Raw genomic sequence first — 22,298 nt, 5'->3', positions numbered from 1 at the left:
GATCCGCTCCTCGACCTCGAAGAGGCCCTTCTTCGACTGGTTGATCATCACCGCGACGTAGACCTCGTCGTAGAGACGGGACGCGCGGGCGATGATGTCCAGATGACCGTTGGTGATCGGGTCGAACGACCCGGGACAGACGGCTCGGCGCACTTGAGATCCCTCGCTCTCAGGTCCGGTCATGGTGCGTCTTCGCACGTGGAGGCGGCGCGACCGTACCAAAACGTTCCCTCACCGTACCGACGGGTACGCAGGGCTTCGAAGCCCTCCGGCCACCCGAATTCGCCGCCTCTGGTGCTGCGCTCCACGGTGACGAGGGCTTCTCCGGCGAGCCACCCCTCCGAACGGAGTGTGAGCAGGATCTCCCGAAGATCGTGATCTGTGACCGCGTACGGCGGGTCGAGGAACACGAGGTCGTACGGTTCGCTCGGCGGGGAGGTACGGATGATCTGTTCCGCTTTGCCCGACCTGACCTCGGCGCCGGGCAGGCCGAGGTTGTGCACGTTCTCCCGGATGACGCGCGCGGCCCGGGCGTCCGCCTCCACCAGCAGGGTGTGGCCGGCGCCGCGCGAGAGCGCCTCCAGGCCGACGGCGCCGGAACCGGCGTAGAGATCCAGCACACGTTCGCCGTCGAGGGGGCCGCCGAGCAGGGACTGCCAGGTGGAGAAGAGCCCCTCGCGGGCGCGGTCGGAGGTGGGGCGGGTGCCGGTCCCCGGCGGGACCGCCAGGCGGCGTCCGCCGGCGGCGCCGGCGATCACGCGGGTCATCTTGGGTCCTTGGGGTGGGTGCCTTTACAGGTTCAGTCTGGCAGGCGGGGGAAGGGGGTGGGTTCCGTCGTGGGCTTCCGCTGGCTCCGTCGGGGGCTTCCGCGGCTCCGTCGTGGTTGCTCGCGCGGTTCCCCGCGCCCTCGCGGACGCCGCCCCACCCGGCGACGACGACCTCGCTCACCCCTTCTCCAGGTACTGCTCCCTCTCCTCGTCCAGCAGGGCGTCAAGTGCCGTGCGCAGGCCCGGGAGACCGGTGAGGTCGGGGTTGGCGGCGACCAGGGCGGCGGCCTCCTCGCGGGCCTCGGCGATGATCTCCTCGTCCTCGATGACGGCGAGCACCCGCAGGCTGGTGCGGGCACCGGACTGGGCCTGGCCGAGAACGTCGCCCTCGCGCCGCTGTTCGAGGTCGATCCGGGAGAGCTCGAAGCCGTCGAGCGTGGCCGCCACCGCGTTCAGCCGCTGCCGGGCCGGGCTCGCCTCGGGCATCTCGCTGACCAGCAGACAGAGTCCCGGGGCCGAGCCACGGCCGACGCGGCCACGCAACTGGTGGAGCTGGGAGACGCCGAAGCGGTCCGCGTCCATGATCACCATCACGGTGGCGTTCGGCACGTTCACACCGACCTCGATGACCGTCGTGGCCACCAGCACGTCCGTCTCACCGGCGGCGAACCGGCGCATCACGGCGTCCTTGTCGTCGGGCTGCATCCGGCCGTGCAGCACCTCGACCCTGAGCTCCTGGAGCGGGCCGCCGGCGAGCTGGGCGGCCATGTCGAGGACGGCGAGCGCCGGGCGCTTCTCGGCCTCGTCCTCGGCGGACTTCTTCTTCGCGGCCCTGGGGTCGTCCTCCTCGTCGCCGATGCGCGGGCAGACGACGTACGCCTGGTGCCCCTGGGAGACCTCCTCTCGCACCCGCTCCCAGGTCCGGGCCAGGAAGTGGGGCTTGTCGGAAGCCGGGACGACATGGCTGGCGATCGGGGAGCGGCCGGCCGGGAGCTGGTCGAGGACCGAGGTGTCCAGGTCGCCGAAGACCGTCATGGCGACCGTGCGCGGGATCGGGGTGGCCGTCATGACCAGCAGGTGCGGCGGCTGCTTGCCCTTGCCGCGCAGGGCGTCGCGCTGCTCGACCCCGAAGCGGTGCTGCTCGTCCACGACGACCAGGCCGAGGTCGTGGAACTGCACCTTGTCCTCGATCAGGGCGTGCGTCCCGATCACGATCCCGGCCTCACCGGTGACCAGGTCCAGCAGGGCCTGGCGCCGGGCGGCGGCCCCCATCGAGCCGGTGAGCAGCACGACCTTGGTGGCGTGCTCGGTGCCGCCGAGCATGCCGCCCTCGGCCAGCTCGCCCATCATCTCCGTGACCGACCGGTGGTGCTGCTGGGCGAGCACCTCGGTGGGCGCGAGCATGGCGGCCTGCCCACCCGCGTCGACGACGGCCAGCATGGCGCGCAGGGCCACCATCGTCTTGCCCGATCCGACCTCGCCCTGGAGCAGTCGGTGCATCGGGTGGTCGGTGGCCAGGTCGTCGAAGATCTCTCGGGAGACCTTCCGCTGGCCCTCGGTGAGGGTGAACGGCAGGCGGTCGTCGAAGGCCGCCAGGAGGCCGTCCGGGGCGGCGCTCCGGGGCACCGCCGGGAGCTGGGCGTCGGCGTACCGGCGGCGGGCCAGGGCGACCTGGAGGACGAAGGCCTCGTCCCACTTGAGGCGGTCACGGGCGGCGGCGATGTCCGTCTTGGTGTGCGGGCGGTGGATCTTGAGCAGGGCCTCGGGGAGGGAGACGAGGCCACGGCCCTCGCGCAAGGAGGCCGGGAGCGGGTCGAGGGCCTCCTGGGCGCTGGGCAGCACGGTCTGGACGGCCTTGCCGATCTTCCAGGACTCCAGCTTGGCGGTGGCCGGGTACATCGGGATGAGGGCGCCCGCCCAGGTGTCGACCGCCTCTTCGGCGTCCCCCTTCAGCAACTCGTACGCCGGATGTGACAGTTGCAGACGGCGGTTGAAGACGGAGACCTTGCCCGCGAACATCGCGCGGGTGCCCGGCAGCAGTTCCTTGTGGGGCTTGTGCACTCCGGCGCCGAAGAAGACCAGTTGGAGCCGGCCGCTGCCGTCGGTGATCGTGACTTCCAGGCGCTGGCCCTTGCCGCGGGGCGCCTTGGCGGAGGCGAAGCTGTGCAGGCGGGCGTCGGCGACCTGGGCGACGACCGTGACGTGCTCGTCCATGGGGAGGTCGGCGAGGTGGGTGAGCTGGCCCCGCTCCTCGTATCTGCGCGGGTAGTGGTGCAGGAGGTCGCCGACGGTGTGCAGGCCGAGGTGCTCGGCCATCACCTTCGCGGTGGCGGGGCCGAGCACCTTCTTCAGTGGTTCTTCCAGTGCGGGCACGAGATCCATTGCACACCACGGCACTGACAACGGCGCATACGCCCCGGCGGCAGATCCGTATACGTCTTGGGAAACCCCTGGTCAGACGGTTCGCTCCGGCTCTAGGATGACGCGCTCCGGCCATCCTTTCGCGGTCACCGCTCACCGGGACCGCCCGACCCCGCGCCGAAGCGCTCCCCCCACCGGCGCTGTGACGATGGACTCCCAGACCTCACAGGCATCACAGGCCTCCCCTTCACCTCATACGTTCCAGGTCGACCTGCGTGGCTTGGTGGACCTGCTCTCCCATCACCTCTACTCCAGCCCCAAGGTCTACCTGCGCGAACTGTTGCAGAACGCGGTCGACGCCATCACCGCCCGCCGGGCCGAGCAGCCCGACGCCCCGGCGCGGGTGCGGCTGCACGCCGAAAGGGGCGCCCTGCGGGTGGAGGACTCCGGCATCGGACTCACCGAGGCCGACGTGCACAACCTGCTGGCGACCATCGGGCGCAGTTCCAAGCGGGCCGACGGCATCCAGGAGGTGCGCGCCGAGTTCCTCGGGCAGTTCGGCATCGGGCTGCTCGCCTGTTTCGTGGTGGCCGAGCGGATCCGGGTCGTCAGCCGCAGCGCCCGTACGCCGGATGCCCGGCCCGTGGAGTGGACGGCGACGGACGACGGCTCGTACACCGTGCGGACGCTGCCGGGCGCGGCCCGGCCCCAGCCGGGCACCACCGTGTACCTGGAGGCGCGGGCGGGCGCCGGCGAGTGGCTCAGCGAGGAGCGGGTGCTCGCGCTGGCGCGGGACTTCGGCTCGCTGCTGCCGTACGACGTGCGGGTGGGCGACGAGGAGGTCACCGACCTGCCAGCGCCCTGGGACCGGCCCTATCCCTCCCCCGCCACCCGGCGGGTGGCCCTGGCCCGGCACTGTCACGACCTGTTCGGCTTCACGCCGCTCGACGCGATCGAGCTGAACGTGCCGCTCGCCGGGATCCGCGGGGTGGCCTACGTGCTGCCCTCCGCGGTCAGTCCGGCGCAGCGCGCGCGGCACCGCGTCCACCTCAAGGGCATGCTGCTCACCGAGCGGGCCGAGCAGTTGCTGCCCGACTGGGCGTTCTTCGTGCGCTGTGTGCTCGACACCGACAGCCTGCGGCCCACGGCCTCGCGCGAGTCGCTGTACGAGGACGAGACGCTGGCCGCCGTACGGGACGCCCTGGGCGAAAGGATTCGCTCCTGGCTGACCGGCCTCGCCGCCGGTGACCCGGAGCGGCTGGCGGCCTTCCTGTCGGTGCATCACCTGGGGGTGAAGTCCCTGGCGCGGCACGACACGGAGATGCTGCGCACGATGCTGCCGTGGCTGCCGTTCGAGACGACGGACGGGCAGCTGTCGCTGGAGGAGTTCGCGCTGCGCCACCCGGTGGTGCACTTCACGCGCACGGTCGAGGAGTACCGGCAGGTCGCCCCGATCGCCTCCGCGCAGGGCGTCGGGGTCGTCAACGGCGGCTACACCTACGACAGCGAGCTGGTCCAGGCGCTGCCGTCGGTGCGCCCGGGCACGGTCGTCGCCGAGCTGGACGCGGACACCGTGACCGCCCACCTGGACGCCGTCGACCCGGCCGAGGAACTGGCCCTGTCCGGTTTCCTGGCGGCCGCGCGGGCCAAGCTGGACCCGCTGGGCTGCGACGTCGTCCTGCGCGCCTTCCACCCGCTGTCCGTGCCCGCGCTGCACCTGGACGACCGGGCGGCCCGGCACGAGCAGGCCCGGGCGGCGGCCGAGGAGGAGGCCGACGACCTGTGGGCGGGCATCCTGGGCTCGCTGCGCGGCAGCGCCCCCCGCGCGCGTCTGGTGCTGAACCACCTCAACCCGCTGATCCGCAGGATCAGTTCCGTGAAGGATCCGGAACTCGTCGGCACCGCCACGGAGTCGCTGTACGGCCAGGCCCTGCTGATGGCGCAGCGTCCGCTGCGGCCCGCCGACTCCGCGCTGCTCAACCGGGCGTTCATCGGCCTGCTGGAATGGGCCACCCACAGCGACTCCGACTCCCGGGGGACGGTCACCGATGAGTGAGATCACGGACTTCGACGCGCTGCGCCGGGCGATGGCGGAGAACTCCGAGCAGCCGGAGGGACCCGCACGCAACGCGCGCGCGGAACAGCTGCTCGCCCAGGCCGAGAAGCTGAACGTCCCGCTCGCCGTGATCGAGGCGCTCGGACACCAGCTGAAGGTCTACAACTACAGCTCCGAGAAGGACAAGATGTTCGTCCCCTTCGCGCGCCTGCTGCGCATGTGGGACGAGCATCCCGAGGACTTCGACGAGTACGAGACCCTGTCGCTGCACTGGGTCTTCAAGTGGATGTCGGCGGGGATGCTCGACCAGCCGCACGTCCCGCTGGCCTCCATCGAGAAGTGGCTCGGCGAGATGGAGCACCGCTACCGCCTCGCCGGGCACTCCGAACGGGCGGTGCGCAGCGCCGAGTTCAGCGTGGCCGCGCACGTCGGTGACGTGGACCGCGCGGAGCGGGCGTACGCGGCGTGGCTGGCGGCGGACCGGGACGGCATGGCCGACTGCCACGCCTGCGAGCTGCACGGGCAGGGCTGGTGGCAGGTGGAGCGCGGCCGGGACGCCGTGGCCCTTCAGCTGTGGGCGCCGGTCCTGGAGGGCGAGTTCGCGTGCGCCCACGAGCCGCACACCGTCCTGGCGTCCTCCCTGTCGCCCCTGCTGCGGCTGGGCCGCCTCGACGAGGCGCGCGCGCACCACCTGCGGGGGTTCCGGCTCGTGCGGGCCATGGAGAGCATGCGCGGCGCGTACGCGGACCACGTCGAGTTCTGCGCGCTCACCGGCAACGAGGCGCGTGGCCTGGAACTGCTGGCCGAGCGGCCGGCGTACTTCACCGACACCGGGCATCCGCGCAGCCGGATGGACTTCATGAGCGTGGTGGCCCTGCTCATGGACCGGCTGACCGAGCTGGGCCTCGGCGACCAGGGCGTGCCGGGGCCGGCCGACCGGTCGTGGACCGCGCGCGAACTGGCCGCTCACGCGCGTGGTGAGGCTCTCGCCCTGGCGGCACGGTTCGACGTGCGCAACGGCACGGCGCACGTCACCGAGCGGGTACGCGCGCGCATGGAGCAGCGTCCGCTGGTCGAGCGGCTCGCCCTGGGGGTGCGCTCGGACCGGCTGGGGTACACCGCGCGGCCGGTCACCCCGGCGCCCGTGACGCCCGCGCCCGCTTCGACCGCGCAGGAGCCCGACCTGGCCGCGCTGCTGGCCGAGGCGCGGCGCCTGTCGGACACCCTGCGGCCGAACGCCGTCGAGGCCTGGGCGGCCGTCGCGCGGGCCGCCGAGGGGGCCGAGCTGGACGCCCGTGACCGGGCGGAGATCGTCGACCACGAGGCGATGGACCTGGGCCCCGCAGGCGCCGAACTCTTCGAGGCGGCCGCCGACCTGTACGTGGCGGCCGGCGACCCGGGCGAGGCCCTGGCGGCACGCGCGCGTGCCGCGTACGTCCGCGCGCTCGCCGGTCGCGTCGACGAGGCCGTCGAGGCGGTCGCCGGGCCCTACGACGAGGTCCTCGCCCTGTACGCCGAGGACGGCACCGGCGTACGGCAGACCGCGTCCGTCCTGATGGGCCGGGCGCGGATCCTGATGCGGCGGGTGCACGAGGCCGACGACGCGACCGTGGCCGGCGCCTCGCAGGAAACCGTCCTGGCGGAGGCCGAGGCCGCCGTACGGGAGGTGCTGGCGCTCGTCGAGGGCCACAGCGGGGACGACGTCCGGCTGGCCTCGCGGGCGGCGGAGTCGCGGGCGATGCTCGCCGAGCTGGCCGTGCACCACGGGGACGTCGAGAAGGCCGCCGTGCTGTTCGCGCGGGCCGCGACGGCGTACGTGGAGGCGGGGCTGCCGTGGTTCGCGGTGGAGTACGAGGCGCGGCTGGCCGGACTCGCCCAGCACCTGGGGGACACCACGGAGGCCGAGCGGGCGCTGCGGTCGGCCCTGGAGCACGGGGGACCGCATCTGGAGGCCACCGGTCGGGCCCAGCTGCATCTTCAGCTGGCCGAGGTCCTCGGCGGCCGGGGGCAGTCCGGCGAGGCCGCCGAGCACGCCCTTGAGGCGGCCCACTGGGCCGACGAGGCGGGCGAGGGCCCGACCTTCGGCGTCTGGGCCCGGCACCTGCTCGGCGGGTTCCTGCTGCGGCAGGGCCGGTGGGCCGAGGCCGCGGAGGTGCTGGAGTCGGCGCTGCCCGATCTGAGCGCCGAGACGCACGGCGACGGCGCGATCGTGCAGACGCAGTGGTGGCTCGGTGACTGCCTGAGCGAGCTCGGCGAGCACCGGGCGTCGGCCGAACGCCGCCTCCAGGCCGCCGAGATCGCCCGGCACTGGCCCGAGCAGCACGACCACGCCACCCTGGCCCACCTCGCCGCCGAGTCCCTGGGGCACGCCGGGATGCCGGCCGAGGCGGACCAGGCCTACGCGCGCGCGGGTGAGCTGTGGCGCTCCCTGGGCAACGTCCACGGCCTCGTCCGTTCCCTGCGCGCCCGCGCGTGGCTCGCACTGCGCACGGACGACGGCACGAAGGCCGCGCGGGAGTTGATGGCGGCGGCCGTCCACGAGTGCGCCGGCGCCCTGAGCACGGCGGGCGACGAGGAGTCCCGGCAGCGGCTCACCGCCGAACTCGGGCACACCCACCGTCAGTTCGGCGACCTGCTCGCCCGCTCGTCGGCCGAGGACGCCGAGGACGGCTCGATCCGGGCCACGTTCGAGGATGCGCTGACGGAGGTCGAGGAGGCCATCTCGGTGTTCGCCTCGCTCGGCGCCGACGCCCGGCACGCCCGTACCGGCGCGGAGCTCGCCGCGGGCTGGCTGGCGGCCGACCTGGGCCGCACCACCGAGGCGGCGGCCCGCGCGCGAGCGGTCCTGGAGGAATACGTCGACGCCGCCGAGGACGACGAGGGGGCAGGAGAGCGGCAGGCGGAGGCGGAGCAGATGCTGCGGGTCGTGCGGGAGGGACAGGAGGCGCAGGAGGAGGGCTGCTGACGAGCAGGCCGAGCGCCGGCCGTCGGCCCGCCCGCTGACGAGCACCCCGGCGGGCAGCAACCCGGCGGGCCGGACTACTCCACCCCGATCAGCAGCAAGGCCCCCTGCCGCCCACCCCGGTACACCACCGTGTCGACGGCGAGATAGGCCTCCCGCACCCGGCCCTCCAGGTGCTCGGCGACGGACTCCGGGGCCTCGTCCCCGAGCACCAGCGTCACCAGTTCCCCGCCGGCCGCGAGCATCCGCTCCAGCACCGTTGCGGCGACGCTGGTGACGTCCGTCCCGATCATGGCCACGTCCCCGTCGATGAGTCCGAGGACGTCACCGGCCTGGCAGATGCCGGCCATGGTCCAGGCCTGGCGTTCCGCGAGGGCGACCTCGCCGTACCGGGTCGCGCCCGCCGCGGAGGTCATGGACACGACGTCCTCGTCGAAGCGGCGCTCCGGGTCGTGCACGGCGAGCGCCGCGATGCCCTGCACCGCGGACCGGGTGGGGATCATGGAGACGCGGATGCCCTCGGCACGGACCTGCTCGGCCGCCGCGGCGGCGGTGTGGCGCAGCTCGGGGTCGTTGGGCAGCAGCACGACCTCGCGCGCGTGCGCCCGCCGCAGGGCCTCGACGAGCTCCCCGCTCACGGGCGGCTCCCCGGGACGCGCCAGCACGGTCGTGGCGCCCGCCTCGGCGTACAGCCCGGCCAGCCCCTCCCCCGGCACGACGGCCACCACGGCCCGCTGGACGCGCTCCCGGGGGCGCACTTCGCCTCGTACCGTGTGCGCGTCGCCCGCGCCGAAATGCGTGATCCTGATCCGGTACGGACGTCCGGCCTCGACGCCCGCCTCGACCGCGGCTCCGGCGTCGTCCACGTGCACGTGGACGTTCCACAGCCCGTCGCCGCCGACCACGACGAGCGAGTCCCCGAGGACGTCGAGCCGCTCCTTCAGGCGCGCCACGGCGAGATCGCCGGCCTCCAGGAGGTAGATCACCTCGTACGCCGGACCGTCCTCCTCGGCGCCGTCCGCGCACTCCGTCGTCCCGTCGCCGGTGCGCTCGTCGCCGGGCCTCTCGCCGCCGGGGCTCTCGTCGTCGTGGGGCGTCCGCACGCGCGTGTGCCGTGCTTCGGCCGCCACCGCGACCGCCCCGGGCACCTCCCCGGTGAACGTCTCCACCAGCGCCGCCAGAACCGCGACCAGCCCGCGCCCACCGGCGTCCACCACCCCGGCTCGCTCCAGCACGGCCAGCTGCCCCGGGGTCGCCGCCAGGGCCGCCCGGGCCCCTTCGTAGGCGGCCCGCGCGACCGTCCCGCAGTCGCCCTCCGCTCCCCCGGCCGCGTCGGCGGCGGCCGAGGCCACCGACAGGACCGTGCCCTCCACTGGGTGTGCCACGGCCTGGCGGGCGGCGTCCGCCGCGCGGCGCAGGGCGAGCCGCAGGCCCTCCCCGTCGGTGTGGGCGTCGTCACTGCCGGCGGCGAGCACCTGCGCCATGCCGCGCAACAGCTGCGCGACGATCGTCCCGGAGTTGCCCCGCGCGCCGATCAGCGCCCCGTGGGCCATCGCCTGCGCGGCCTCGGCCAGCGAGGGCCGCCCGGGGTTGCCCGCGTCGACCTCGTGGGCGGCGAACACCGCCTCGACGGCGGCCACGGCCGACTCGACGGTCAGGTACAGATTGGTGCCGGTGTCCCCGTCCGCGACCGGGTACACGTTGATCGCGTCGATCTCCTCACGCGCGCGTCCGAGCGTCTCCAGCGCGAGACCGCACCAGGTGCGCACCGCGAGAGCATCGAGGAACGTCTGCGGCACCTGCGCCTCCTAGGACCTGCCCGGCCGATCATGTCGCAGACGCGGAGTCTGGCTGCTGGACTGGGACGCAGCGTAGCCCTGGGGCCCGTGATCACCGGAAGAGGGCGGGGCGGGCCCCTGAGCAGCCATGGTAATTTCGTTGTACGGGCGCAGCCGTTGTATGCTGCTCCGGTTGCCCGATCCTGATCGGGCCATTCCCCTGGCAGCGCCACTCAGATCTCAGACGGCTCGCAAGAGTCTAAGATTTCGGTCCCGGCATGCCGGGATCAACCGTAAGTGCATCTGAAGTCTTTGGAGTGACCCGTGGCTGCCAACTGCGACGTCTGCGGCAAGGGGCCGGGCTTCGGCAACAACATCTCGCACTCGCACCGCCGTACGTCCCGCCGCTGGAACCCGAACATCCAGCGTGTGCGTACCGTGGTGGGCGGGACGCCGAAGCGCGTGAACGCTTGCACCTCGTGCATCAAGGCCGGCAAGGTCTCGCGCTGACGCACATCCCCCTGGCTCTCGGCTTCGCTCGAGCAGGGGGGACCCCATCGCGCGCGGCCACTGCTGGTTCGCTGCATAAGCCGGTCCACCTCAGGTGGGCCGGCTTCTTGCTGTGTTCTCCGGGTGGGCTCTGCCGGTGTGCTCTTCCCGCGTGCTCTTCCGCCGGGCGCCTTCAGAGCGGGCGGCTCAGTTCCGGAACCGCCAGCCATGATCCACCGGCCCGATCCCGCCGCCGAGCGCGAAGCCGGCCGCGATCGCCCCGGTGACGTACTCCTTCGCCGCCCGTACCGCCTCCGGCACGGCCAGCCCCCGCGCCAGCCCGGACGCGATCGCCGAGGCCAGCGTGCAGCCCGTCCCGTGCGTGTGCCGGTTGTCGTGGCGGGGCGCGCGCATCCAGAGCTCCTCGGAGCCGTCGGACAGCAAGTCCACCGCCTCCCCGCGCAGATGTCCGCCCTTGATCACGACCCACCGCGGCCCGTACGCCAGCACGGCCGCTGCCGCCTCGCGCATCCCGGCCTCGGACTCAACCCGTACCCCGGTCAGTTGCGTCACCTCGTCGAGGTTCGGCGTCACCACGGTCGCGGCCGGCAGCAGCTTGGTCCGTACCGAGTCCAGCGCCGAGGCCGCCAGCAGCGAGTCGCCGTGCTTGGAGACGCCCACCGGGTCGACGACGGCCGGCGCGTCCGTACCGGTGATCAACTCGGCCACCGCCTCGACCAGTTCCGCCGAGGCCAGCATGCCGGTCTTCACGGCCTGCACGCCGATGTCGTCGACGACACTGCGGTACTGGGCCCGCACGGCCTCCACGGGCAGCTCCCAGGCGCCCTGCACACCGAGGCTGTTCTGCGCGGTCACCGCTGTGATCACGCTCATGCCGTGCACGCCGAGCGCGAGCATGGTCTTCAGGTCGGCCTGGATGCCGGCGCCGCCGCCGGAGTCGGATCCGGCGACGGTCAGCACCCTGGGTGGTGCGCTCATGACTCGATCCCTCCGAAGTGGTCCCAACCGCCCTTGGAGGTCCAGGGTGCCCCGTCGACGGTCACCTGCGGCAGCGCGGACGGGTTGAGCACCTCGCCGATCACCTTCCAGCGGGCTGGCAGCTTCACGTCCGGCGGGAAGGTCGCCACGATCGCGTGGTCCTCTCCCCCCGTCAGCACCCACTGGAGCGGGTCGACGCCCACCGCCTGCCCGATGTCGTGCATCTGCGAGGGGATGTCGATCGCGCCGGACCGCACGTCGATCCGGACCTTGCTCGCCTCGGCGATGTGCCCGAGGTCGGCGATCAGCCCGTCGCTGACGTCGCACATCGCCGTCGCGCCCAGCCCGGCGGCCGCCGGACCCGCGTGATACGGCGGTTCGGGGCGCCGATGGGCCTCGACGAAGGCGCGCGGCGAGCGGAAACCCCGCGAGAGCACCGCGTATCCGGCCGCCGACCAGCCCAGCCAGCCGGTCACCGCGACGAGGTCGCCGGGCTGCGCGCCGGCCCGCGTCACGGGCTCCTGGTTGCGCAGATCACCGAGCGCGGTGATCGACACCGTGATGATGTCCCCGCCGACGACATCGCCGCCGACCACGGACGCGCCCGCGACCTGGCACTCGTCGCGGAGCCCGTCCATCAGCTCGGTCGCCCAGGTCACCGGCAGTTCGGCCGGCACCACGAGGCCCAGCAGCAGCGCGGTCGGCACGGCGCCCATGGCGGCGATGTCCGCGAGGTTCTGCGCGGCCGCCTTGCGCCCGACGTCGTACGCCGTGGACCAGTCGCGGCGGAAGTGCCGTCCCTCCAGCAGGATGTCGGTGCTGGCCACGACCCGGCGGTCGGGTGCGGCGACCACGGCGGCGTCGTCCCCCGGCCCGACCCGCACCGCCGGGGTGGTGGTGAGGCGGGAGGTGAGCTCCCTGATGAGCCCGAACTCCCCGAGCTCACCAACAGTCCCCTTCATTTCCCTTACGCCCCTTCTGTCCCTGTGCGTGCCCGGTCGCGGGCCATCAGTGTCCTCGATACGGTCGTAGTGACCGCCGACCGGCCCCCCGTGGCCGTCTTTCCGGCCGACCCGTACGTCAACGTCCGTCGTGCCTGTACCCCGGCGCGCGTGCCCCGGACACCGCAGGTCTCCCCGCGGCGAGCGGGGACGCGATACCGTGGCGTTCCTTTTCCCCACATGATCCTCGTGGCCGCCCTGGAGGTTCCGTGGTACAGGCGTACATCCTGATCCAGACCGAGGTCGGCAAGGCGTCGACCGTTGCCGAGACAATCAGCAAGATCCCTGGGGTGATCCAGGCCGAGGACGTGACGGGACCGTACGACGTCATCGTGCGCGCCCAGGCCGACACCGTCGACGACCTGGGCCGCATGGTGGTCGCCAAGGTCCAGCAAGTGGACGGCATCACCCGCACCCTGACCTGCCCGGTCGTCCATCTGTAGTCCCCGTCTACCCTTGGCCGGTGAAGATTTCCCGTCACCGGCTCATCGGTCTGCCCGCGTCCGCGCTGCTGATCACTGTCGCGGGCTGCTCCTCAGCAGACGACAGTGCGGGCGTCGCGGTTCCCAGCCCCTCTCCGGCGGTCACGAAGCTGTGCCAGAACCTGGACAGGGCGCTGCCCCGCACGGTGGACGGTCTGAGCCGGAACGACCCCGAGCCCGGTTCCGTGCTCACGGCGGGCTGGGGAAGCCCGGTGATCATACTGCGCTGCGGGGTCGTCCGGCCGCCGAAGATGGTCGACCCGAAGGTGGCCGAGGGCGGGGATCCCGACGCCGTGGCGGGGGGCGTGAACGGCGTCGACTGGCTGCAGGAGGAGCACGACGGGGGCTACCGGTTCACCAGCGCGAACCGCAAGGCGTACGTCGAGGTGAGCGTGCCCGAGGGGCAGGACAGCGCGGGGGTTCTCGTCGATCTGGCCCCGGCGGTGAAGTCGGCGATTCCCGAGGGAATCGCCGACTGACCGAGCCGCACCTCTCAGGGGCGGGTCAGCGCAGGCCCGTCGAGCGGTTCAGGGCCGCCTGGATCAGGCGGTCCACCAGCTCCGCGTACGTCACACCGCTCGCCTGCCACATCTGCGGGTACATCGAGATCGGCGTGAAGCCGGGCATCGTGTTGATCTCGTTGATCACGAACTCGCCGTCCTCGGTGAGGAAGAAGTCCGCGCGGACCAGGCCCTCGCACGACGCGGCCTCGAAGGCGGCCACCGCGAGCTTCTGCACCTCGGCCGTCTGCTCGTCGGTGAGGGGGGCCGGGACGAGGCCGGGGGTCGAGTCGATGTACTTCGCCTCGAAGTCGTAGTACGCGTGCGTGTCCGGCGGCGGGATCTCCGCGGGGACGGAGGCCCGGGGGCCGTCCTCGAACTCCAGGACGCCGCACTCGATCTCGCGGCCGCGCAGCGCCGCCTCGACGATGATCTTCGGGTCGTGGCGCTGGGCCTCGGCGATCGCCTCGTCGAGGCCCTCGAAGGACTCGACCTTGGTGATGCCGATCGACGACCCCGCGCGCGCGGGCTTCACGAACAGCGGCCAGCCGTGCTCGCCGGCGAACTCGGCGATCCGCCGCCGCGCCCAGGCGCCCTGCTGCCCGTCCGGGCCGGACTGCTGCCACTCGCGCGGCCGGACCACCAGGTACGGGCCCACCCGCAGCCCGAACGAGGTGAACACCCGCTTCATGTACTCCTTGTCCTGGCCGACGGCCGAGGAGAGCACGCCCGAACCGACGTACGGGACGCCGGAGAGCTCCAGGAGGCCTTGGAGGGTGCCGTCCTCGCCGTAGGGGCCGTGCAGCACCGGGAAGACCACGTCGACCTCGCCCAGGGCCTTGGGCACCGAACCCGGCTCGCTGTAGACGACTTCGCGGTTGGCGGGGTCGACGGGGAGCACGACGGCGCCCTCGCCCGAGTCGGTGAGGTCCTCGACGGTGGGCGTACGGCGGTCGCTGATCGCCATCCGCTCCGGCTCGTCGGCGGTGAGCGCCCACCGGCCGTCCTGGGTGATGCCGATCGGCAGGACCTCGTACTTGGTCCGGTCGACAGCCCGCAGTACGGCGCCGGCGGTGACCACGGAGATCCCGTGTTCGGAGCTGCGCCCGCCGAACACGACGGCCACACGCGGCTTGCGAGACGGCTGCTCGGGGCTCTGGGGGAGGTTCTCGGTGCTCATATCGCGTTGAGAGTACCCGGTGGTAAGGGCCGGATACAGCGTCCGTACGCCCGCGTCGCTCAGCGTCGTTCCGCCTTCGCGCTGCGCGACATCAGCTCCTTGAGGGCGACGACCGGAGGCTTGCCCTCGTGCACGATTCCGACCACCGTCTCGGTGATCGGCATGTCGACGCCGTGCCGTCGCGCCAGATCCAGCACCGACTCGCAGGACTTGACGCCCTCGGCGGTCTGCTTGGTGACCGCGATGGTCTCCTCCAGGGTCATGCCCTTGCCGAGGTTGGTGCCGAAGGTGTGGTTGCGCGACAGCGGCGAGGAGCAGGTGGCCACCAGGTCGCCCAGGCCCGCGAGTCCGGAGAAGGTCAGCGGGTCCGCGCCCATCGCAAGGCCCAGCCGGGTCGTCTCGGCGAGGCCGCGGGTGATCAGCGAGCCCTTGGCGTTGTCACCGAGCCCCATGCCGTCCGCGATGCCGACGGCCAGGCCGATGACGTTCTTGACCGCGCCGCCGAGTTCACAGCCGACGACGTCGGTGTTGGTGTACGGGCGGAAGTACGGCGTGTGGCAGGCGGCCTGGAGCCGCTGGGCGACCGCCTCGTCGGTGCAGGCGACCACGGAGGCGGCCGGCATCCGGGCGGCGATCTCGCGCGCGAGGTTGGGCCCGGTGACCACGGCGACCCGCTCGGCGGGCACGTCGGCGACGTCCATCACGACCTCGCTCATCCGCATGGCGGAGCCGAGTTCGACGCCCTTCATCAGCGAGACCAGGACGGTGTCGGGGGCGAGCAGCGGCGCCCAGGCGGCGAGGTTGCCGCGCAGCGTCTGCGAGGGGATGGACAGCACCGTGAAATCGGCACCGGCGGCCGCCTCCGCCGGGTCGGTGGTGGCGCGCAGGTTGCCGGGGAGTTCGAAGCCAGGGAGGTAGTCGGGGTTGGTCCGGCCGGAGTTGACGGCCTCGGCGACCTCCGCCCGGCGCGCCCACAGGGTGACCTCGCACCCCGCGTCGGCGAGCACCATCCCGAAGGCCGTACCCCACGAACCGGCGGCGAAGACCGCCGCCTTGACCGGCTTGCTCACTTGCCCTGCCCCTCTTCGCCACCGGCCTGCCCGGCCGCTTCCCGACCCGCCTGACCAGCCGCTTCACGGCCGGTGTCCCCGGCAGTCTCCCGGATCGGCCGCCGGAGCGCGTCCCCGCCCGTCTCGATGACCGCCGCCCGGCCGAGCTTCTGCGCCTCCGTCCGGCGCCGCTGCTCGATGCGTTCGTCCCTCGGGTCGTACGGCGACTCGGGGGCCCGCTCGCCGCGGATCTCCTCCAGGTGGCCGGTGATCGCGGCCATGATGACCTCGGTGGCCTCCTTGAGGACGTCCGCGGTCATGTCCTTGCCGTAGAAACGCGACAGGTCCACCGGAGGGCCCGCCAGCACCTGGTGGGTCTTGCGCGGGAGGAGGTTGGGCTTCTTGGCGTACGGCGGCAGCAGTTCGTTGGCGCCCCACTGGGCGACCGGGATGACCGGGCACCTGGTCTTCAGCGCGACGCGCGCGGCACCTGTCTTGCCGGTCATGGGCCAGCCGTCCGGGTCCCGGGTGATGGTGCCCTCGGGATAGAAAGCGACGCATTCACCGCGCTCCACGGCGTCGATGGCGGCCCGGAAGGCGCTCAGCGCGTCCGTGCTCTCCCGGTAGACGGGGATCTGGCCGGTGCCACGCATCATGGTGCCGACGAATCCCTTCTTGAAAAGGCCGCTCTTCGCCAGGAATCGCGGAACCCGTCCGGTGTTGTACTGAAAGTGCGCGTACGCGAAGGGGTCGACGTGCGAATTGTGGTTCACCACGGTGATAAAGCCACCCGCGGCGGGAATGTGCTCCATTCCGCGCCAGTCCCGCTTGAGCAGAACCACCAGCGGCGGTTTACAGATCACCGCTGCGAGGCGGTACCAGAAGCCGATTCTGCGGCGGGGCACACGGACACCTTCCTTCTGGGGCCTGGGGGCCGCACAAGTGTCGCCCCAGGCCGTCGGTCTGTCGAGAACACCGTACGCCCCGACCCTGCGCCCGCCGGGTGGGCCGGGTGACAATGACCGCGACAAGAGAGGGACGAACGCCCGTGCTGTGGACCTTGGTGATACCCGTGAAGTCGCTGGCGCGGGCCAAGAGCAGGCTCGCGGACGCGGCCGCCGACGCGCTGCGTCCGGGCCTCGCCCTCGCCTTCGCCCAGGACACGGTGGCCGCGGCGCTGGCCAGCCCGGCGGTGCGCGATGTGGCAGTTGTCACGGACGACGAACTGGCCGGCCGGGAGCTGGCCGCACTGGGCGCCCGCATCGTCTCCGACGAACCGGGGGGCGGTCTGAACGCGGCTCTGGCCCACGGGGCGGCGGCCGTCCGGACCTGGCGTCCGGAAAGCCCGGTCGCGGTCCTGAACGCCGATCTCCCGGCGCTGCGCCCGGCGGAATTGGCCCAGGTCCTGACCGCGGCCGCGGAATTTCCGCGGGCATTTCTCGCGGATGCGGCGGCAATCGGTACGACCCTGCTGGCGGCGGCGCCGGGCCGGGAATTGCTCCCGGCATTCGGTACGGATTCGCGGGCCCGCCATCGCGGCGGCGGAGCGGTGGAACTCGGTCTCGCGGGCGTGGATTCCGTACGCCAGGACGTGGACACCGCCGACGACCTGCGCACGGCACTCGCGCTCGGGGTGGGGCCGCGTACCACCGAGGCGGCCGCGCGACTGCTGATTTCCGGGCAGTAGGCTGCGGTCATGCACGCCACCGCTTACACGTACGACGCCGGGACGCGCAGCGGGCAGGTTCTGCTCGACGACGGGACTCCGGTGCCCTTCGACGCCGCCGCGTTCGACGCGGGCGGGCTGCGGCTGCTGCGGCCCGGGCAGCGGGTCCGGATCGAGGTGGAGGGGCCGAAGGAGAGCCCGAGGATCACGCTGGTGACTCTGCAGACCCTCTGACCTGCCCCTGAACACGCCGCGGGCCGGGCTCCTCGACGGAGTCCGGCCCGGCGCGTGAGTACCCTGCGCCCTCGTCTACTTGCGGGCGGTGGCCTTCTTGGCGGTGGTCTTGCGTGCCGACGTCTTCTTGGCGGGGGCCTTCTTGGCCGTCGCCTTCTTCGCCGGGGCCTTCTTGGCCGTCGCCTTCTTGGCGGTGGTCTTCGTCGCGGCGGTGGTCTTGGCGGTCGCCGAGGTCTTCTTGGCGGTCGTCTTCTTCGCGGGGGTGGTCTTCTTCGCGGCGGCCGTGGTCTTCTTGGCCGTCGCCTTCTTTGCCGTGGTGGCCTTCTTCGCGGCCGCCTTGGTGGTCTTCTTGGCCGCGGCCTTCTTGACCGTGGCAGCGGCACCGCCGGTCAGGCTCCCCTTGGGCGCCTTCTTGACGGCCACCTCGCCACCGCGCGGGAGCTTCTTCGAGCCGCTCACCAGGTCCTTGAAGCCCTGGCCGGCGCGGAATCGCGGCACCGAGGTCTTCTTGACCCGAACCCGCTCGCCCGTCTGGGGGTTGCGGGCGTAGCGAGCCGGACGGTCGACCTTCTCGAACGAGCCGAAACCGGTGACCGACACCCGCTCACCTGCGACAACGGCGCGGACGATGGCGTCCAGTACATGGTCGACAGCTTCGGCGGCCTGCTGGCGGCCGCCCATCTTGTCGGCAATCGCTTCTACGAGCTGCGCCTTGTTCACGTCTTCCCCTTCGGAGACATCGCCAGAACGAAAGTGTTCAAGCTTTTTCGCACGTTAGGCAGATATATACCGCAAATCAAACACGAAACGGGCTAATCACCCTTGTGCCGCAACCGACTCGGCTGCTTCTGACGCGATTCAGCCTTCCTCTTCGGGGAATCGCCCCGCGTCGAGGTCGGCGATGAACCGCTCCAGCCGCTTTGTCGCATCGGCGAGGTCGTGCTTGGCCGCGGCCGTGATGACCAGCAGCTTCCGGGTCAGCGCCATCCGTACGCCCTCCGGGACTTGCAGTGCGCGCACCCTTGCGTGCGCTTCCTTGAGTTGGTCCGCGACCGCCGCATATAGCTTGAGTTGGCCGTCGTGTTCCATGCACAGATTGTGCCATCTGGGGCGAGTTGTCGCCTGCCCGGGGGGCAACTGGCGCCGCGAACGGCCCTCCGGCACGCGGCCGAAGCCGCGTTGTCAAGTCTCGCGTACCCCAACAACAACCGTCATAACGTGGCGAGTTGAAGGAACAGGGGGTGCCAGGTGCGGCCATCCGGGTGTGAAAAAAGGCTGTACCCCCGATCGGGCCGATCGGGGGTACAGCCGGGGTGTTGGGGTGGCCGAAAGTCGACCGCCGGGGGTCGAAGGTTCAGACCTTCAGCGTGCGCGGCTTGTAGGCGGGCCGCACCGCCTCGTAGGTGGCGATGTCGTCCTCGTTCCGCAGCGTGATGGAGATGTCGTCCAGCCCGTTCAGCAGCCGCCAGCGGGAGTTCTCGTCCAGCTCGAAGGAGGCGGTGACGCCCTCCGCCCGCACCTCCCGCTCGACCAGGTCGACGGTCACCTCGGCCTGCGGGTCGCGCTCGGTGAGCTCCCACAGCGCGTCCACGACCTTCTGCTCCAGCACGACCGTGAGCAGGCCGTTCTTCAGCGAGTTGCCACGGAAGATGTCGGCGAAGCGGGAGGAGATCACGGTCTTGAAGCCGTAGTTCTGCAGCGCCCAGACGGCGTGCTCACGGGAGGAGCCGGTGCCGAAGTCGGGGCCGGCGACCAGCACGGTCGCACCCTGGCGCTCCGGCCGGTTGAGCACGAACTCCGGGTCCTTGCGCCAGGCCTCGAACAGCCCGTCCTCGAACCCGTCCCGGGTCACCTTCTTGAGCCAGTGGGCGGGGATGATCTGGTCGGTGTCGACGTTGCTGCGGCGCAGCGGGACGGCCCGGCCGGTGTGCGTGGTGAATGCTTCCATGATCCTCAGACTCCAGCGGGCGTACGGGTCTCGACGTGGTCCAGGTCGGCCGGGGAGGCCAGGTGCCCCAGGACCGCCGTCGCGGCGGCGACCTGCGGCGACACCAGATGCGTACGGCCGCCCTTGCCCTGCCTGCCCTCGAAGTTGCGGTTGGAGGTGGACGCCGAGCGCTCTCCGGGGGCCAGCTGGTCGGGGTTCATGCCCAGACACATCGAGCACCCCGCGTGCCGCCATTCGGCGCCGGCCTCCTTGAAGACGACGTCCAGGCCCTCGGAGACGGCCTGCAGACCCACCCGTGCGGAGCCCGGCACGACCAGCATCCGTACGCCGTCGGCGACTTTGTGGCCCCGCAGCAGGTCCGCGGCGGCGCGCAGGTCCTCGATGCGGCCGTTGGTGCAGGAGCCTACGAAGACGGTGTCCACCTTGATGGACCGCAGCGGCTGCCCGGCCTCCAACCCCATGTACTCCAGGGCCTTTTCGGCGGCGAAGCGCTCCGAAGCGTCTTCGTACGATGCAGGGTCGGGGACGGACGCCGAAAGCGGCGCGCCCTGGCCGGGGTTGGTGCCCCAGGTGACGAACGGCGACAGCGCTGCGGCGTCGATGACGACCTCGGCGTCGAACTCGGCGTCGTCGTCGGTCCTCAGGGTCTTCCAGTACGCGACCGCGTCGTCCCAGTCGGCGCCCTCGGGGGCGTGCGGGCGGCCCTTGAGGTAGGCGAACGTGGTCTCGTCGGGGGCGATCATGCCCGCGCGGGCGCCGGCCTCGATCGACATGTTGCAGATGGTCATCCGGGCCTCCATCGAGAGCTTCTCGATGGCCTCGCCGCGGTACTCCAGGATGTAGCCCTGGCCGCCGCCGGTGCCGATCCGGGCGATGATCGCCAGGATCAGGTCCTTGGCGGTGACGCCCTCGGGCAGCTCGCCGTCCACCGTGATCGCCATCGTCTTCGGGCGGGCCATGGGCAGCGTCTGCGTGGCCAGCACGTGCTCGACCTGCGAGGTGCCGATGCCGAACGCCAGCGCGCCGAAGGCGCCGTGCGTGGAGGTGTGCGAGTCACCGCAGACCACGGTGGTGCCGGGCTGGGTCAGGCCCAGCTGCGGGCCCACGACGTGGACGACGCCCTGCTCGACGTCGCCGAGCGGGTGCAGGCGCACCCCGAAGTCGGCGCAGTTCTTGCGCAGCGTCTCCAGCTGGGCGCGGGAGACCGGGTCGGCGATGGGCTTGTCGATGTCGAGGGTGGGGGTGTTGTGGTCCTCGGTCGCGATGGTCAGGTCGAGACGGCGCACCTTCCGGCCGCTCTTGCGAAGGCCGTCGAAGGCCTGCGGGCTGGTCACCTCGTGCAGCAGGTGCAGATCGATGTAGAGGAGGTCGGGCTCGCCCTCGGCGCGCCGGACGACATGGTCGTCCCAGACCTTCTCCGCGAGTGTCCTACCCATCGCTTTCCCTCCGGACGGCACATAAGGTGTGCCGACCCAACTAGAGATCTTGAGGAGCGGCGGTCGGCGCTCCGGTTTCCGCGCGTCCGCCGCGTGGCCCTTTCATCCACCGGGCCGCTGTGACTTCGTGACATCAAGGGTGGCGCGTTCCACCGAAAATTGAACTTGCGTTTCACAGAGTGAGACGCAAGTATCGTTTCATGGACAACAGTAGCGGCGTCGGCGTTCTGGACAAGGCGGCACTCGTCCTGAGCGCTCTGGAGTCCGGTCCGGCCACCCTCGCGGGTCTGGTCGCGGCCACCGGACTGGCACGACCCACGGCTCACCGCCTGGCCGTGGCTTTGGAACACCACCGGATGGTGGCGCGCGACATGCAGGGCCGGTTCATCCTCGGACCGCGCCTGGCCGAGCTGGCCGCGGCCGCCGGTGAGGACCGCCTCCTGGCCACCGCCGGGCCGGTGCTCACGCACCTCCGTGACATCACGGGCGAGAGCGCGCAGCTCTACCGCCGCCAGGGCGACATGCGCATCTGCGTCGCCGCCGCGGAACGCCTGTCCGGACTGCGGGACACGGTCCCGGTCGGTTCGACGCTCACGATGAAGGCGGGCTCCTCCGCACAGATCCTCATGGCCTGGGAGGAGCCGGAGCGCCTGCACCGGGGCCTGCAGGGCGCCCGTTTCACGGCGACGGCACTGTCCGGCGTGCGGCGCCGGGGCTGGGCCCAGTCCATCGGCGAGCGGGAGCCGGGTGTGGCGTCCGTCTCCGCGCCCGTGCGCGGCCCGTCGAACCGCGTGGTGGCCGCCGTCTCCGTCTCCGGCCCCATCGAGCGCCTGACCCGCCACCCCGGCCGGATGCACGCCCAGGCGGTCATCGACTCCGCGGCCCGCCTCTCCGAGGCCCTGCGCCGCACGGGCTGACCTGCGAGACCAACCAGACCGACTCCACGCGGGCCGCGCAGCGAGGCCGCACCGGTCGCGCGGGCGGCGAGGGCCGCACGGCTTGCACACGCCGCACGGGACGCACGACGCGCAGGCCACGCTGGCGCGCCCACACGGGACACACAGGCCGCCCATGACGCACGGGACACGTGCTACGAACGGGACGCATCAACCGCACGAGTCACACACGACCAGGCGCGTCGCATAAGACGCACAAGACGCACAAGACGCACCCACCGCACGGCCACTCGGGACGCACAGGACGCCCGCCGCACAAGCCACACGGCAGGCCGGAGCGCACGAGGGCGCCCCCGGGGCCGGCCTCAACGCCGCGGCAGGCTCCCAGGACGCCCAGCGCTTCTGCTGATCCCCCTACCTGCTCTCCGATCCGGATGAGCGGTTCCGGCGGCGCCGCGGGCGGTACTTCCGCCGGCGCCTCCGAGCCCGCCCAG

21 protein-coding genes are annotated in these 22,298 nt (G+C 72.0%); 8 read left to right on the top strand and 13 right to left on the bottom strand.

The genetic code is table 11. The features are described 5' to 3' along the window. From AB0O67_RS16965 to recG, 3 genes are all read right to left on the bottom strand, one after another. Positions 1 to 153, bottom strand: a 153-nt coding sequence (locus tag AB0O67_RS16965) for an adenylyltransferase/cytidyltransferase family protein (protein WP_365450700.1), incomplete at its 3' end; no start/stop codon positions are given. A gap of 26 nt (positions 154 to 179) precedes the next feature. After that, positions 180 to 767, bottom strand: a complete 588-nt coding sequence (gene rsmD / locus AB0O67_RS16960; RefSeq protein ID WP_365450696.1) for a 16S rRNA (guanine(966)-N(2))-methyltransferase RsmD — start codon at positions 765 to 767, stop codon at positions 180 to 182. 177 nt (positions 768 to 944) lie between these two features. Next, on the bottom strand, positions 945 to 3,149 hold the full coding sequence (recG, locus tag AB0O67_RS16955) for an ATP-dependent DNA helicase RecG (RefSeq protein WP_365450694.1): 2,205 nt from the start codon (positions 3,147 to 3,149) through the stop codon (positions 945 to 947). Positions 3,150 to 3,336: 187 nt separating this feature from the next. Here recG and AB0O67_RS16950 point away from each other — a divergent pair, with 187 nt between their 5' ends. Together AB0O67_RS16950 and AB0O67_RS16945 are read left to right on the top strand one after the other, a co-directional pair. Beyond that, complete coding sequence (locus AB0O67_RS16950; RefSeq protein ID WP_365450693.1) at positions 3,337 to 5,184, top strand: HSP90 family protein; 1,848 nt, start codon at positions 3,337 to 3,339, stop codon at positions 5,182 to 5,184. Next, complete coding sequence (locus tag AB0O67_RS16945) at positions 5,177 to 8,149, top strand: tetratricopeptide repeat protein (protein ID WP_365450692.1); 2,973 nt, start codon at positions 5,177 to 5,179, stop codon at positions 8,147 to 8,149. The genes AB0O67_RS16950 and AB0O67_RS16945 overlap by 8 nt, the downstream gene beginning before the upstream one ends. Positions 8,150 to 8,223: 74 nt before the next feature. Here AB0O67_RS16945 and AB0O67_RS16940 read toward each other — a convergent pair whose 3' ends face one another. After that, a complete protein-coding gene (locus tag AB0O67_RS16940) occupies positions 8,224 to 9,945 on the bottom strand; it encodes a DAK2 domain-containing protein (RefSeq protein WP_365450691.1) in 1,722 nt (573 codons plus the stop codon). 303 nt (positions 9,946 to 10,248) lie between these two features. On the opposite strand from AB0O67_RS16940, the gene rpmB reads away from it, so the two are divergent. Next, positions 10,249 to 10,434: a 50S ribosomal protein L28 gene (gene rpmB / locus AB0O67_RS16935; protein ID WP_003993230.1), complete on the top strand. Its 186-nt coding sequence runs from the start codon at positions 10,249 to 10,251 to the stop codon at positions 10,432 to 10,434. Positions 10,435 to 10,620: 186 nt separating this feature from the next. Here rpmB and thiD read toward each other — a convergent pair whose 3' ends face one another. Beyond that, positions 10,621 to 11,412, bottom strand: a complete 792-nt coding sequence (gene thiD / locus AB0O67_RS16930; RefSeq protein ID WP_365450690.1) for a bifunctional hydroxymethylpyrimidine kinase/phosphomethylpyrimidine kinase — start codon at positions 11,410 to 11,412, stop codon at positions 10,621 to 10,623. Then, positions 11,409 to 12,374 carry a thiamine-phosphate kinase gene (locus tag AB0O67_RS16925; RefSeq protein ID WP_365450688.1) on the bottom strand — a complete coding sequence of 322 codons (966 nt, stop codon included), beginning with the start codon at positions 12,372 to 12,374 and terminating at the stop codon, positions 11,409 to 11,411. Before AB0O67_RS16925 ends, thiD begins: the two co-directional genes overlap by 4 nt. A gap of 248 nt (positions 12,375 to 12,622) precedes the next feature. Between AB0O67_RS16925 and AB0O67_RS16920 the strand changes: the two genes are divergently transcribed. Both AB0O67_RS16920 and AB0O67_RS16915 read left to right on the top strand, forming a co-directional pair. Continuing rightward, positions 12,623 to 12,856: an Lrp/AsnC ligand binding domain-containing protein gene (locus tag AB0O67_RS16920; protein WP_003997603.1), complete on the top strand. Its 234-nt coding sequence runs from the start codon at positions 12,623 to 12,625 to the stop codon at positions 12,854 to 12,856. Positions 12,857 to 12,876: 20 nt separating this feature from the next. Then, the gene (locus tag AB0O67_RS16915) at positions 12,877 to 13,374 is read left to right on the top strand and encodes a DUF3515 domain-containing protein (RefSeq protein WP_365450686.1); all 498 of its coding nucleotides are present in this window, start codon (positions 12,877 to 12,879) and stop codon (positions 13,372 to 13,374) included. Positions 13,375 to 13,399: 25 nt separating this feature from the next. Here the strand turns inward: AB0O67_RS16915 and AB0O67_RS16910 are convergent, their stop codons facing one another. From AB0O67_RS16910 to AB0O67_RS16900, 3 genes are read right to left on the bottom strand one after another with little or no spacing between them, the layout of a single operon-like run. Further along, positions 13,400 to 14,575, bottom strand: coding sequence for a D-alanine--D-alanine ligase family protein (locus tag AB0O67_RS16910; RefSeq protein ID WP_365450684.1), 1,176 nt, complete (start codon positions 14,573 to 14,575; stop codon positions 13,400 to 13,402). Positions 14,576 to 14,634: 59 nt separating this feature from the next. After that, positions 14,635 to 15,645: an NAD(P)H-dependent glycerol-3-phosphate dehydrogenase gene (locus AB0O67_RS16905; protein WP_365450682.1), complete on the bottom strand. Its 1,011-nt coding sequence runs from the start codon at positions 15,643 to 15,645 to the stop codon at positions 14,635 to 14,637. After that, entirely contained in the window at positions 15,642 to 16,529 is an 888-nt protein-coding gene (locus AB0O67_RS16900; RefSeq protein WP_365450680.1) for a lysophospholipid acyltransferase family protein, read from the bottom strand. The genes AB0O67_RS16905 and AB0O67_RS16900 overlap by 4 nt, the downstream gene beginning before the upstream one ends. A gap of 143 nt (positions 16,530 to 16,672) precedes the next feature. Between AB0O67_RS16900 and cofC the strand changes: the two genes are divergently transcribed. Together cofC and AB0O67_RS16890 are read left to right on the top strand one after the other, a co-directional pair. Next, a complete protein-coding gene (gene cofC / locus AB0O67_RS16895; RefSeq protein ID WP_365450678.1) occupies positions 16,673 to 17,311 on the top strand; it encodes a 2-phospho-L-lactate guanylyltransferase in 639 nt (212 codons plus the stop codon). A 9-nt stretch (positions 17,312 to 17,320) separates the two neighbouring features. Continuing rightward, positions 17,321 to 17,524 (top strand): hypothetical protein, encoded by a 204-nt coding sequence (locus tag AB0O67_RS16890; protein WP_365450676.1) that lies wholly within the window; start codon positions 17,321 to 17,323, stop codon positions 17,522 to 17,524. 75 nt (positions 17,525 to 17,599) lie between these two features. On the opposite strand, the gene AB0O67_RS16885 is transcribed toward AB0O67_RS16890, so the two are convergent. The 4 genes from AB0O67_RS16885 to leuC all read right to left on the bottom strand — a co-directional run bounded on the left by AB0O67_RS16885 (position 17,600) and on the right by leuC (position 20,908). Beyond that, positions 17,600 to 18,244, bottom strand: a complete 645-nt coding sequence (locus AB0O67_RS16885) for an HU family DNA-binding protein (protein ID WP_365450674.1) — start codon at positions 18,242 to 18,244, stop codon at positions 17,600 to 17,602. 138 nt (positions 18,245 to 18,382) lie between these two features. Next, on the bottom strand, positions 18,383 to 18,613 hold the full coding sequence (locus tag AB0O67_RS16880) for a hypothetical protein (protein ID WP_365450672.1): 231 nt from the start codon (positions 18,611 to 18,613) through the stop codon (positions 18,383 to 18,385). Positions 18,614 to 18,878: 265 nt separating this feature from the next. After that, positions 18,879 to 19,472 (bottom strand): 3-isopropylmalate dehydratase small subunit, encoded by a 594-nt coding sequence (gene leuD / locus AB0O67_RS16875; RefSeq protein WP_365450670.1) that lies wholly within the window; start codon positions 19,470 to 19,472, stop codon positions 18,879 to 18,881. 5 nt (positions 19,473 to 19,477) lie between these two features. Beyond that, positions 19,478 to 20,908 (bottom strand): 3-isopropylmalate dehydratase large subunit, encoded by a 1,431-nt coding sequence (gene leuC, locus AB0O67_RS16870; protein ID WP_365450668.1) that lies wholly within the window; start codon positions 20,906 to 20,908, stop codon positions 19,478 to 19,480. Between the two features lie 200 nt (positions 20,909 to 21,108). Here leuC and ndgR point away from each other — a divergent pair, with 200 nt between their 5' ends. Then, positions 21,109 to 21,825: an IclR family transcriptional regulator NdgR gene (ndgR, locus tag AB0O67_RS16865; RefSeq protein ID WP_014048551.1), complete on the top strand. Its 717-nt coding sequence runs from the start codon at positions 21,109 to 21,111 to the stop codon at positions 21,823 to 21,825. The last annotated feature ends 473 nt before the right edge of the window (positions 21,826 to 22,298 follow it).

Origin of the sequence: Streptomyces sp. NPDC086077 (genome assembly GCF_040686175.1) — a bacterium.
In the GTDB taxonomy this organism is placed as follows: Bacteria; Actinomycetota; Actinomycetes; order Streptomycetales; family Streptomycetaceae; genus Streptomyces.
The sequence above is the reverse complement of the archived record's forward strand: the minus strand, read 5'-3'. Positions and strand labels throughout refer to the sequence as shown.